We start from the raw sequence: 13,050 nt of genomic DNA on the forward strand, positions 1-13,050 counted from the left end.
GAGGCCGTACAGGCGTGCTCGCAGCCTTGTGCCAGGCTTAGAACACCGAAACGTAATCGCCCAGCTCGACCTGTACCGATTTGATCTGTGTGTACTGCGCCAGCGAGCTGATGCCGTTTTCGCGGCCAATGCCCGACTGCTTGTAGCCGCCTACTGGCATTTTTGCGTCGGACTCGCCCCAGGCGTTGATCCAGCAAATACCGGCTTGCAGCTGATGAATCACGCGGTGCGCGCGGTTCAGGTCCTTGGTCACCAGACCGGCGGCCAGACCGAACTCGGTGTCGTTGGCGCGACGGATGACTTCCTCTTCGGTGTCGTACGTCAGGATGCTCATCACCGGGCCGAAGATTTCTTCTTTAACGATGGTCATCTCGTCGGTGCAATCGGTGAACACGGTCGGGGCCACGTAGGCGCCTTTGCCCAGTGCGCCTTCGGTCAGACGTTCGCCGCCGCACAGCAGACGGGCGCCTTCTTCTTTACCCTTGGCGATGTAGCCCAGCACGCTTTCCATGTGAGCAAAGCTGACCAGCGGGCCGAAGTTGATGTTCTCGTCTTCCGGGTTACCGATGCGGATGCGCGCAACGCGCTCCAGGATTTTGGCTTCGAAGGCGGCTTTGAGCGACGTCGGTACGAACACGCGAGTGCCGTTGGTGCAGACCTGACCCGAGCTGTAGAAGTTGGCCATCATTGCGGTATCGGCAGCGCGGTCCAGATCGGCGTCGTCGAAAATGATCAGCGGCGACTTGCCGCCCAGTTCCATGGTCACTTCCTTCAAGGAAGAGCTGGTGGCGCTGGACGTTACTTTTTTGCCGGTGTCGGTGCCGCCGGTGAACGAGATCTTCTCGATGCGCGGGTGCTCGGTCAGCCAGGTGCCGACTTCGCGGCCGCTGCCGGTCAGAACGTTGAACACACCGTTCGGCAGGCCGGCTTCGGTGAAGATTTCAGCCAGTTTCAGGGTGGTCAGCGACGTCACTTCGCTTGGCTTGAAAATCATCGCGTTGCCCGCGGCCAATGCCGGAGCCGATTTCCACAGGGCGATCTGGATCGGGTAGTTCCACGCGCCGATACCGGCCACAACGCCCAGCGGCTCGCGACGGGTGTAGACGAACGAGGTGTCACGCAGCGGGATTTGCTCGCCTTCAATGGCCGGGGCCAGGCCCGCGTAGTATTCCAGTACGTCGGCGCCGGTCACGATGTCGACGTAACGGGTTTCGGAGTACGACTTGCCGGTGTCCAGGGTTTCCAGTGCGGCCAGTTCATCGTTGCGCTCGCGCAGGATGTCCACGGCACGGCGCAGGATGCGCGAACGCTCCATGGAGGTCATGGCGGCCCAGATCTTCTGGCCTTTTTCAGCGCTGACAACGGCGCGTTCGACGTCTTCTTTGGTCGCACGCTGCACTTGGGCGAGGACTTCGCCGTTAGCCGGGTTGATGGCATCGAAGGTTGCATCGCTGCTGGCGTCGGTGTAGCCGCCGTCGATGTAAAGTTTTTGCAGTTCGAAACGGGCCATAAAATCCTCGCAAGTGCATAAGTGGTTGGCGTTGATCGTGTCACTGGATGCCATCTGACTGGGGCAACTCAGATTCACGACAGTTCAGGGGTTAAGCAGTCATTGAGGCCTAACTCACCTGTTTCGCCAGTTGTAGATCCATGTATTCGTAGCAGATGCGTTGCGCCTGCTCGGTGTCGAAAGCGTCTCCCGACAGGGCACCCCGCAACCAAAGACCATCGATGAGAGCCGCCAGTCCGCGGGCTGCCGAGCGGGCTTCGGCCAACGGCAATACACGACGGAACTGGCAGCACAGATTGGAATACAGGCGGTGATCGTTGATCCGCTGCAATCTGTGCAACGACGGCTGATGCATGCTGGCGGCCCAAAAGGCCAGCCAGGTTTTCATTGCCGGGCCACTGACCTGGCTGGCGTCGAAGTTGCCTTCAACGATGACCTGCAAGTGCGCCCTGGGGCTGTCGTCACCCAACGCTTGGCGGCGCTCGGTGACGTTGTCGATCAAGACGTTCATCAAGTACCGCATGGTGGCGGCAATCAGACCGTTCTTGTCTCGAAAGTAGTGGCTGATGATGCCGTTCGACACGCCGGCCAAACGGGCAATCAGCGCAATGCTGGCATCCGCCATACCAACCTGATCGACGGCCTGTAACGTGGCTTCAATCAACTGCTGACGGCGTATGGGTTGCATACCGACCTTGGGCATTTTTGCTCATCTCCTTGGGCCGGCGGACAGTGCAGGGAAGCTCACTGAACGGCGGCCAGTCTATTTTGTTTTGATTGAACGTTCAATCAACAAAGAATACTATCTGCGACAATTCGTCGCGATTGATGCCGGTTTCCTACGCATGAATGGCGCAATTCGGCACGGCAAACATCACCAAACCCCCTGATTTTGCAGGAGCACACCGGCTCGCGAAGGTCATGACCGATAGACGCGCCAGAGGCACAGGCGCGGCGCTCTTGGGATTTTCGCCAGCCTGCGTGCTGCGACAAAGGTTGCGTTCACAGGGGCCGTTTTTTTTGCGGTGTCTTTATATCACCCGACCGTTGGTCGCTATCTAAGCGAATAGTCGGGTGGTGCGTTGCTGATCGTTCTTCTCTCGCACTGCCTGGAGCATCCGTGCAATGAGTTCTGCCTCTCTTATAAAGACCCCACCGCAAAAGGTGACGGTCAACGGTTGGGTGTTTTACACCTCCACTGCCTTGATACTGTTGTTGACTGCCATCTTGATCGCCGCTCCCGAAGAAGCCGGCCGCGTGTTGGGCGTTGCCCAAGAGTGGCTGTCGCGGACCTTCGGTTGGTACTACATGGTGGTGATCGCCGCTTACCTGATTTTTGTGGTCGGGCTGGCGTTCTCCTCGTACGGCAAACTGAAACTGGGGACCAAGCAAGACACCCCGGATTTCAGCTACGGCGCCTGGGCCGGGATGCTGTTCTCCTCGGGCATCGGCATCTCCTTGCTGTACTTCGGCGCCTCCGAGCCGCTGGACCACTACTTCAACCCGCCTGAAGGCGTGTCGGGCAGCCATGAAGCGGCGCGTCAGGCGCTGCAACTGACCTTCCTGCACTGGGGCCTGCACGGCTGGGCGATCTACGCGTTGGTCGGGTTGGCCGTGGCGTACTTTGCGTACCGTCACAACCAGCCGCTGGCCTTGCGTTCGGCGCTGTACCCGCTGATGGGCGAGCGTTGGGTCAAAGGCGCTGCGGGCCACGCGGTGGACGGTTTCGGCATGTTCGTCACCTTGCTCGGCCTGGTGACCAACCTGGGCATTGGTGCGATGCAAGTGTCCTCCGGGCTGGAAAACCTGTTCGGCATGGAACACAGCAATACCAACCTGCTGATCGTCATCATCGTGATGAGCACCGTGGCCACCATCGCGGCGGTCTCCGGTGTTGAAAACGGCATTCGTCGCCTGTCCAACCTGAACATCGTGCTGTTCAGTGGCTTGCTGATTTTTGTGTTGTTGTTCGGCCCGACCCTGCACCTGCTCAACGGCTTTGTGCAGAACACCGGTGACTACCTCAACGGCTTGATCATGAAAACCTTCGACCTGTACGTGTATGCAGGCGACACCGGCAAAACCGAAGGCTGGCTGGGCCTGTGGACCCTGTTCTACTGGGCCTGGTGGATTTCCTGGGCCCCGTTTGTCGGCATGTTCATCGCGCGTATTTCCCGTGGCCGCACCGTGCGTGAGCTGGTGGCGGGCGTGCTGCTGATCCCGCTGGGCTTCACCCTGGCATGGCTGTCGATCTTCGGTAACTCGGCGCTGGATCTGGTGGTCAACCAGGGCGCGGTGGAACTGGGCAAAACCGCGCTGGAACAGCCGTCGATGGCGATTTACCAACTGCTTGAGCACTACCCGGCGTCGAAAATCGTGATCGGCGTGTCGATCTTTGTTGGCTTTGTGTTGTTCCTGACACCCGCCGACTCGGGCGCCGTGATGATGGCCAACCTGTCCTGCAAAGGCGGCGACGTCGACGAAGACGCCCCGCACTGGCTGCGAATCTTCTGGTCGGTGGTGATTACGCTGGTGACCATCGGTCTGTTGTTCGCCGGTAACTTTGCGGCGATGCAAACCATGGTGGTGTTGGCGGGCCTGCCGTTCTCGGTGGTGCTGATCCTGTTCATGTTCGGCCTGCACAAAGCGATGCGTCAGGACGCCCAAATGGAACTGGAACAGGCCGAACTGGCGGCGCGTGGACGTCGTGGTTTCTTCAGCGAGCGCTTGACCGCCCAAGAGCTTCAACCGACCCAAGCGGTGGTTCAGCGCTTCATGGACAAACACGTGACGCCCGCGCTGGAAGAAGCGGCCGTGCATTTGCGCAGTCAGGGCCTGGACGTACAAACCCTGCTGGGCAAAGCCAAGCGTTGCATGGGTGTGCGGGTTGAAATGGACGAGGGCAACCCGTTCGTTTACGAAGTCAGCCTGGACGGCTACCTGGCGGCTCCAAGCGAGTCGGAGCAAAACGCGGCGAGCAGCGAAGAAGTGCGCAGCCGTTACTACCGTGCCGAAGTGTATTTGCACAACGGCAGCCAGGAGTACGACTTGATGGGCTTCACGGATGACCAGATCACCCGTGACGTGCTCGACCAGTTCGAAAGCCATCGCCAACTCCTTGGCCGGGTGTATAGCTGAGTGGAGCGGGGTGCAAGGCAGGGTCGGCCGTGTTGGCCCTTGCCCTCACCCCAACCCTCTCCCGCAGGGAGAGGGGGCTGATTGAGGCGTTAGCGAGAGCCCGTTCATTCAGTTAAATCGTCTGGCCACCCCAACCCTTTCTCTGTGGGAGAGGGCTGGGGCGAAGGCCGGCGTCTAACCTAAATTCTTGCCTAACAACGCGTGATACAGCTCCGTATCCCCCAAAATCCCCACCACTTGCTGATTGTCATGCAGCACCAGTTTGTTGCCCGTCTGGTAACGAATCTGCAACGCATCACGCATGCCAATGTTGCTGTCCACCAGCGTCGGGCCGCGGCCCAGTCCTTCCACGGCCTGCCCGTGCTGCCACTGCTGCAAATTCAGTGACGTCGCCCCCTGGCGTACACCCTTGATGGTGTTGCCCTGCGCCAGGTCAATCCAGGAATCATCCCCCGGATCAATGCACACCGAACCATTGACCCGTTTGCAGTTGTCCAGCGAACGCATCAGGCTGCGCCCGCACAACACGTTCAGTGGGTTGGTGTGGGCGACAAAGGTGCGCACGTAATCATCCGCCGGGTTGAGGACGATCTCTTCAGGTTTGCTGTACTGGATGATGCGCCCGTCTTTCATGATCGCGATGCGGCTGCCCAGCTTCAGCGCTTCATCCAGGTCATGGCTGACAAACACAATGGTCTTGCTCAGCTTGCGTTGCAGCTCCAGCAGTTCGTCCTGCAACCCCTGGCGGATCAACGGGTCGAGCGCTGAAAACGGCTCATCCATCAGCAAAATGTCGGCGTCCATCGCCAAGGCGCGCGCCAGCCCGACCCGCTGCTGCATGCCGCCACTCAGCTCATCCGGTTTTTTATTGCGCCATTGGGTCAGGCCCACCAGCTCCAGTTTTTCATCCACCAGCGTGCGCCGCTCTTTCTCCGGTCGACCCTGCATCTCAAGCCCAAAACTGATGTTCTCGCGCACGGTCAGCCACGGCATCAACGCGAACTTCTGAAACACCATGGCAATCCGTTGAGTGCGCATCATCTTCAGCTCGGCCGGGCTGCACGAGGCGATGTCGATTTGCTTGCCTTCATGCTCCACGTACAAATGGCCACGGCTGACGGTGTTCAGGCCATTGATACAGCGCAGCAAGCTGGATTTGCCCGAGCCGGACAAGCCCATCAATACGCAAATTTCACCCTTGTCGATGTCCAGGCTGGCCTTTTCGACGCCCACAATCTGACCGGTTTTTTTCAGGATCTGGTCACGGGTCATCCCCTGATCCAGCAAACCCAGCGCCTCACGCGGGTCTTTGGCGAAAATCACGTCTACGTTATCGAAGCGAATAATGCTCATGCGTCGGCTCCTTTCTTGGCGTCCGGCTGCTTGCAGATCCGGTCGAGCATGATGGCCAACAACACAATCGCCAGCCCGGCTTCAAAGCCCAGCGCGATGTCAGCGGTGTTGAGCGCGTTGACCACCGGCTTGCCCAGGCCGTCAGCCCCGACCAGCGCGGCGATGACCACCATCGACAACGACAACATGATGCATTGCGTGATGCCCGCCGCGATGCTCGGCATGGCATGGGGCAGTTCGATGCGGGTCAGCAGTTGGCGTCGCGAGCAGCCAAACGCCTTGCCCGCATCCAGCAGTTCGTGTGGCACGTCGCGAATGCCCAGATAGGTCAGGCGGATCGGCGCCGCAATGGCGAACACAACGGTTGAAATCAACCCCGGCACTACCCCGAGCCCAAACAGGGTCAAGGTGGGGATCAAGTAAACGAACGTAGGAACGGTCTGCATCAGATCCAGTACCGGTCGCATAAAAGTGTAGAACATGGGTTTGTGCGCCGCGAGAATCCCCAGCGGGACCCCGATAATCACGCACACGAACGTGGCAAACAGCACCTGCGCCAGGGTCTCCATGGTTTCCTGCCAATAGCCCAGGTTCAGGATCAGCAGAAACGACAGCGCCACAAACACCGTCAGCGCCCATTTGCGCTGGATGACATGCGCCAGCAGGGCGATCAGCCCGATAAAGACAAAAGGGTTGAACCAGGTCAGCGCAAACGTCACGCCGTGGATCATCGTTTCCAGCGACGTCGCGATGGCATCGAACGTGCTGGCGCCGTGTTGCGTCAACCAGTCGACAAAGCCCGCAATGTACTGGCCTAAAGGGATTTTTTGATCGATCAGCATGGTAGTGAACGTCCGCATGCAGGGGGAATGGAAACGGCGCCCGGCAAACCCGTTGCCCGGCGCCCGCAATTACTGCGCAAGGCTGGCTTTCACGGCCTCCAGACCCGGTTTGCCATCCAGCGTTGTCACGCCCGCTAACCACGTGTCGAGCACCTGCGGGTTCTGTTTGAGCCACGCCTTGGCGGCCACGTTTGGCTTGATCTTTTTATCCAGCACCTCGCCCATCAAGGTGCTTTCCATGTCCAGGCTGAACACCAGGTTTTTCAGCAACTGACCCACGTTGCTGCACTCCTCGGAATAGCCCTTGCGGGTATTGGTGTAGATGGTGGCCTGCCCATAATTGGGGCCAAAGAAATCGTCACCGCCGGTGAGGTATTTCATTTTGAAACGGGTGTTCATCGGGTGCGGTTCCCAGCCCAGAAACACCACGTCAGTGCCACGGCGCTGCGCGCGGTCGACCTGCGACAGCATCCCCGCCTCGCTGGATTCCACCACTTTGAACCCGGCGTCTTTCAAGCCGAACGCGTTCTTGTCGATCATGGTCTGGATCATGCGATTGCCGTCATTGCCGGGCTCGATGCCATAGATCTTCGCGCCCAGTTCCTGCTTGAACTTCGGCAAGTCGGCAAAGTCCTTCAAGCCCTTGTTGTAGAGCGCTTCAGGGACGGCAAGCGTGTACTTGGCGTTCTCCAGGTTGGCGCGCACGGTCTCCACCGTCCCGGCGTCGCGATACGGCTTGATGTCGTTCTCCATGGTCGGCATCCAGTTGCCCAAAAACACGTCCATGTTCTTGCCGTCCGCCAGCGACTTGTAGGTGACCGGCACCGAAATCATGGTGGTTTTAGTCGTGTAACCGAGTGCGTCCAGCAACGTGCTGGCGACGGCGGTGGTGACGGTGATGTCTGTCCAGCCGACATCCGAGAAGTTCACTGTGGCGCATTGCGCAGGTTCGGCGGCGTGGGTGATGACCGGCAGACTCAACAGTGCAGCCAACAACACTGATCGGGTGTGGTTCATGGTTCGACTCCTGGCGTTCGTGGGGCGGTTTCGAGCGTGAAACCGTACGTATCAGTTGCGGTTGGGCAATGCCGGGCTGACCGGGCATCGTGCAATCGAGTCAAGAACGATCATGTAACAGTCAAATTCAAACGCCTACAGGGAGCGTCGCATCCAGTACAGGGAGGGTCGTATCTGATGCCTGCGAGGTCGTATCTGGAAATTTATCGCCTGAAAACCGCGTGTTTAGCGTCGCGCCCGCGTTTAAAACGGCGAAGGCGCTGGCGGGCAACCGTGGGTCGCAGGTGGGCGTTTTGCGCGGCGCAAGAGGGCTGATGATGGGCGCACTCATCCCCCGAGGTTTGTGCACATGGCTATCAGCGTGTTTGACCTGTTCAAAATTGGCATTGGCCCCTCCAGCTCCCACACCGTAGGGCCGATGCGGGCGGCGGCGTTGTTCGTGCAAGGGTTGCGCGAGCGCGATCAACTGCAACAGGTGCAACGCGTCGAAGTGCAGTTGTACGGCTCGTTGGCCGCCACCGGCGTGGGCCATGGCAGCGACAATGCCGTCATCATGGGGCTGATGGGCGAATGGCCGGACACCATAGACCCGGCCTGCATCGCTCCGCGCATCGCGCACGTGCGCGATTGCAACACCCTGTTGCTCAACGGCGACCTGCCCATTGCCTTTGAATGGACGCGGGACATGCGCTTGATCGAGCAGAACCTGCCGTTTCACCCCAACGCCTTGACCCTGATCGCGTCTACCCACCACGGCGAACTGCACCGCGACACCTATTACTCGGTGGGCGGCGGCTTTGTGGTGGACGCAGCGCAAGCCGCCAGCGGCCTGGCCGATGCCGACCGCAGCCAATTGCCCTATGACTTTGACAGCGCCGTGGCGTTGCTTGAGCTGTGCCGCACGCACCACCTGAGCGTGGCCGCCCTAATGATGGCCAACGAACGCACATGGCGCAGCGAAGACGACATCCGCTGCGGGCTCATGACCCTCTGGCGCGCCATGCAAGACTGTGTCGAACAGGGCCTCACCCACGAAGGCATCCTGCCCGGCGGGTTAAACGTGCGCCGCCGCGCCGCGCGGTTGCACCGCAGCCTGCTGGAGCTGGGCAAACCTAATGTCATCGGCTCAACCCTCAGCGCGATGGAATGGGTCAACCTGTTTGCACTGGCGGTCAACGAAGAAAACGCCGCAGGCGGGCGCATGGTCACGGCACCCACCAACGGCGCGGCGGGCATCATCCCCGCAGTGCTGCACTACTTCATGAAATTCAGCGAGGACGTCAGCGAAGCCCACGTGGTCGACTATTTATTAAGCGCGGCGGCCATCGGCATTTTGTGCAAAAAGAACGCCTCGATCTCCGGCGCCGAAGTGGGCTGCCAGGGGGAGGTCGGTTCGGCCTGCGCCATGGCAGCGGCGGGGCTGGCGCAGATCCTCGGCGCGACGCCCGAGCAACTGTGCAATGCCGCAGAAATTGGCCTGGAACACAACCTGGGCCTGACCTGCGACCCGGTGGGCGGGTTGGTGCAAGTGCCGTGCATCGAGCGCAATGCCATCGCGGCGGTGAAAGCCATCAATGCGGCGCAAATGGCCTTGCGTGGGGATGGCCAGCACTTTATTTCACTGGACCGGGTGATCCGCACGATGCGCGACACCGGCGCCGACATGCACGACAAATACAAAGAAACCTCACGCGGCGGGCTGGCGGTGAGTGCCGTGGAGTGCTGAATGCCCCGGCGGCGGGGCCAAGGACGGTTTGACGCGCCTGTCGCCAAGCAGGCGCGTGCGGCTTAGTGCGTCACCAGACAATCCAGCGATTTATCGACATACGCTCTGGCCAGCTCCGCCAGGTGCACAATCGACAGCACCACATCGCGCTGCGCCCCGTGCAAACCATTCCCCGCCTCGTTCGCCGTTGCCCCCATGCAGCGCAACAAGTCTGACGCTTGGGCCAAAGCCGCTTCTAAATTGACGCTGTTGGGGATGGCATACGTGCAACTGCCCGCAATACGAACAGGCCGATGGTCGGTGAGGTAGTAGTCGAGCGCGCGATTGGCGGCCGCACGGTCCAGTGACTCGGGCGTGCACTCAGCCGCATCCGGCAGGGTGAAAGCGGGCGGATCGGGAACAATTTTTTTCATGAACAACTCCGTGTGCATTAGTGGAGCTGTCACCGTTCGCTACTAAACGAATGGGTGGCAGCCGTACGCAGGTTAGTAGACCGGAGCACACGGAAACCGGCGCGCCCGAAGGCGCCCTGCGCACGGCCACCATAAAGCGGAGGCCGAAAAAAAGCGCCTCGCGGAGGTGGCGCATTGCGCCGTGTGATATTCAGGCTACTAAACCCGGTCGCTGATTTGGCAGCGACGGGGCGAGACTAGACCCCGAATGTGAGCGGCGCAAGCGAGCGGGATTTTCTCGGAAGTTTCCTCGGAATGAAAGGGAGGCGTCGTACGAATCGCCTGATTTCACCCGCCAGCAACCCCCGCCAACCTGTCAACGTTGCCAGTAGTCAACGTGGGCGAGCGAGCGCAATCTGATGGTATCCCTGAGCCGAGCCTAAGCCGATGGCAACCTACCATTATCACTACGACCCCCTCGACCGATTGATCCAAACGGCGGGTATTCAACGCTTCTACAATCAATCGCGCATAACGACGGAGATTGAGGGTACGCAGAGTTATAGCGTGTTCCAACATGACGGTCAGTTATTGGCTCAACGGCGACGTGACCGTACGAAAGATGAGTGCCACTTATTGGGCACGGATTTACAGCAATCGGTGTTGCATGCAGTGGGTGCCGATAAACATCACTCGATGGCTTATAACGCTTACGGCCATCGTCCGGTAGAAAATGGCTTGATCAGTTTATTGGGGTTTAATGGTGAGCGTGCTGATCCCGTGACCGGGCATTATTTATTGGGTAATGGGTATCGGGCCTTTAATCCGGTATTGATGCGGTTTAATAGTCCGGACAGTTGGAGCCCATTTGAACGAGGGGGGGCTAATAGATATGCCTATGGTTTGGACGATCCTGTCAATCTGATCGATACTGATGGGCATGCACCTTTTGCATTTTTAGGCGGGCGTATTTTACAAGGGTTGAACACTGAAAAATTTCTAAGGCGTGCACGGAAGTCTCTTGATCCGAAAGTGATAAGTGGACATCGCTCAGTTATTAAAACCTTTGATTCGATACAAGAGATCATGCCTGATATATATATTGCAGGTGATTATAATTCTGCTGGAAGGAGGCTCAATATTCATGCGCACGGAAGTTATACGCAAGGCATTGGGGGCATGATGAAAAGCGGCAATAAAAATATTTTTCCTGAAAGGGTGTATGAGGCCGTTAAAAAAAGCGGTTTTGGGGAGTTTGATACGGTTCGCCTGATCAGCTGTCATTCAGGTGATATGGGGTTTAGGTCCTTTGCTTATATGTTTGCCAAACTCACCAAACGTCGTGTTAAAGGTTATGAAGGGGGCGTATGGAGTGGTACTGCGCCGCGTCAGATTGCGCTTGCTTTCAGACAACAAATGGGCAGAGACTTGGCTATTACGGATCAAGTAAGTGTTCTGCGAAAAAACGTCACGAAGAAGAAATATTTTCCGTCGGGTAAAGTGCAAAAAAGACATCGGTCAAGATGGTTTGATCAAGACGGATGGCTTGATGAAGAGGGATGGTGATTGAAAGTGATGGGGGTAATGTGAATATTAGGGCAGCGCTTTTACAGCGTACCCCGCTCTCTTTCAGTTTACATTTCTCATCTGCACGTTGGGTGATACGGTTACTTCTTGCCTGCTTCACGAACGTGCTAACGATGTGCTCAATACAGCGCACTTGCTGTATGCCGAAGACAGTGGCGATCGATTAAACCTGATGGCCGCCGACCCGTGTCAGGCTGGGATGTTTCCAGCGCCCACCTGACAGCGAGCGAGCGCAATTTGATGGTATCCCTGAGCCGAGCCTAAGCCGATGGCAACCTACCATTATCACTACGACCCCCTTGATCGCCTGATCCAAACGGCGGGTATTCAACGCTTCTACAATCAATCGCGAATGACGACGGAGCTTGAGGGCACGCAGAGTTATAGCGTGTTCCAACAGGACGGGCGTTTATTGGCTCAAAGGCGACGTGACCGTACGAAAGATGAGTGCCACTTATTGGGCACGGATTTACAGCAATCGGTGTTGCACGCAGTGAGTGCCGATAAGCATTACTCGATGGCTTATAACGCTTACGGCCATCGCCCGGTAGAAAATGGCTTGATCAGTTTATTGGGATTTAATGGTGAGCGTGCTGATCCCGTGACCGGGCATTATTTATTGGGTAATGGGTATCGTGCCTTTAATCCGGTATTGATGCGGTTTAATAGTCCTGACAGTTTGAGCCCATTTGAACGAGGCGGCATTAATAATTATGGCTATTGTAGCGATGATCCGGTTAATAATTACGATCCTGATGCGCATGGTGTGCTCTCTTTTTTTCAGGGCTTGGGGTCGTTAGTAAGAAGTTTTATTAAACGCAAGACTGTCAGTAATTTTGAACGGATTGTAGTGGGCAGGCCTATGACTCATAGGGCGTTGCAGCGACAGTCTTCTTTTACACCGCAGAGAGTCACGAGAGACAATCTTGATTTTGTGGGTTACCACGGTTCTACGGATAAGCATCAAAAAAACCTTTTTAAAGGAATAGATACGGATTTAAGCATAGGAAAAAATCAACTGGGGAAAGGGTTTTATATAACCCAGGATCCTGTTTTGGCAAAAGGGTATGCTGAATTAACCGCGAGAGAATCTGGCGGTAATGCGACGGTTTTTAATGTTTTTGTAGAAAGCTTTTCACGCATGAAGCCCGAGGTTGATTACGTCACAACTATTCACAAAGGCATAGATAAGGAATACACCACTCAAACGCTTTTGAGACCCCATATCGCTAATGCAATATTAATTAGGCGTGGAGAGGGTGCCGGTCGTTTGATTCTCCCAAGATCAGCGGAAGCACCTTTTTAAAAAAAACGAGGAGTGAGTGGGTACTTAACGATATGTGCTCAATACAGCGCCCTTGCTGTATGCCGAAGACAGTGGCGATCGATTAAACCTGATGGCTGCCGACCCGTGTCAGGCTGGGATGTTTCCAGCGCCCACCTGACATAATTGCCAGTAGTCAACGTGGGCGAGCGAGCGCAATT

General features: G+C 57.4%; 10 protein-coding genes. 4 read left to right on the forward strand and 6 right to left on the reverse strand.

Features of this window, described 5'->3' with window-relative positions; all coding sequences use genetic code 11:
• Positions 1 to 37: 37 nt before the first annotated feature.
• Together betB and betI are read right to left on the reverse strand one after the other, a co-directional pair.
• Complete coding sequence (gene betB, locus IF654_RS02410; protein WP_047278176.1) at positions 38 to 1,510, reverse strand: betaine-aldehyde dehydrogenase; 1,473 nt, start codon at positions 1,508 to 1,510, stop codon at positions 38 to 40.
• A 109-nt stretch (positions 1,511 to 1,619) separates the two neighbouring features.
• Positions 1,620 to 2,213 carry a transcriptional regulator BetI gene (betI, locus tag IF654_RS02415; RefSeq protein ID WP_047278174.1) on the reverse strand — a complete coding sequence of 198 codons (594 nt, stop codon included), beginning with the start codon at positions 2,211 to 2,213 and terminating at the stop codon, positions 1,620 to 1,622.
• Between the two features lie 479 nt (positions 2,214 to 2,692).
• Here betI and IF654_RS02420 point away from each other — a divergent pair, with 479 nt between their 5' ends.
• Entirely contained in the window at positions 2,693 to 4,648 is a 1,956-nt protein-coding gene (locus IF654_RS02420) for a BCCT family transporter (protein ID WP_230683794.1), read from the forward strand.
• Between the two features lie 174 nt (positions 4,649 to 4,822).
• On the opposite strand, the gene choV is transcribed toward IF654_RS02420, so the two are convergent.
• From choV to IF654_RS02435, 3 genes are all read right to left on the reverse strand, one after another.
• Positions 4,823 to 6,001, reverse strand: coding sequence for a choline ABC transporter ATP-binding protein (gene choV, locus IF654_RS02425; protein ID WP_047278170.1), 1,179 nt, complete (start codon positions 5,999 to 6,001; stop codon positions 4,823 to 4,825).
• Entirely contained in the window at positions 5,998 to 6,843 is an 846-nt protein-coding gene (gene choW / locus IF654_RS02430; protein WP_047279166.1) for a choline ABC transporter permease subunit, read from the reverse strand. Before choW ends, choV begins: the two co-directional genes overlap by 4 nt.
• Positions 6,844 to 6,912: 69 nt before the next feature.
• On the reverse strand, positions 6,913 to 7,860 hold the full coding sequence (locus IF654_RS02435) for a choline ABC transporter substrate-binding protein (RefSeq protein WP_047278167.1): 948 nt from the start codon (positions 7,858 to 7,860) through the stop codon (positions 6,913 to 6,915).
• Positions 7,861 to 8,209: 349 nt separating this feature from the next.
• Between IF654_RS02435 and IF654_RS02440 the strand changes: the two genes are divergently transcribed.
• Entirely contained in the window at positions 8,210 to 9,586 is a 1,377-nt protein-coding gene (locus IF654_RS02440; RefSeq protein WP_047278165.1) for an L-serine ammonia-lyase, read from the forward strand.
• Positions 9,587 to 9,648: 62 nt separating this feature from the next.
• Here IF654_RS02440 and IF654_RS02445 read toward each other — a convergent pair whose 3' ends face one another.
• Positions 9,649 to 9,999, reverse strand: coding sequence for a DUF6124 family protein (locus tag IF654_RS02445; RefSeq protein ID WP_095022853.1), 351 nt, complete (start codon positions 9,997 to 9,999; stop codon positions 9,649 to 9,651).
• A 426-nt stretch (positions 10,000 to 10,425) separates the two neighbouring features.
• On the opposite strand from IF654_RS02445, the gene IF654_RS02450 reads away from it, so the two are divergent.
• A complete protein-coding gene (locus tag IF654_RS02450; protein WP_052959710.1) occupies positions 10,426 to 11,544 on the forward strand; it encodes an RHS repeat-associated core domain-containing protein in 1,119 nt (372 codons plus the stop codon).
• Positions 11,545 to 11,833: 289 nt separating this feature from the next.
• Positions 11,834 to 12,871 carry an RHS repeat-associated core domain-containing protein gene (locus IF654_RS02455; protein ID WP_194862793.1) on the forward strand — a complete coding sequence of 346 codons (1,038 nt, stop codon included), beginning with the start codon at positions 11,834 to 11,836 and terminating at the stop codon, positions 12,869 to 12,871.
• The last annotated feature ends 179 nt before the right edge of the window (positions 12,872 to 13,050 follow it).

This window comes from Pseudomonas lundensis, from assembly GCF_015377145.2.
GTDB lineage: Bacteria > Pseudomonadota > Gammaproteobacteria > Pseudomonadales > Pseudomonadaceae > Aquipseudomonas > Aquipseudomonas lundensis.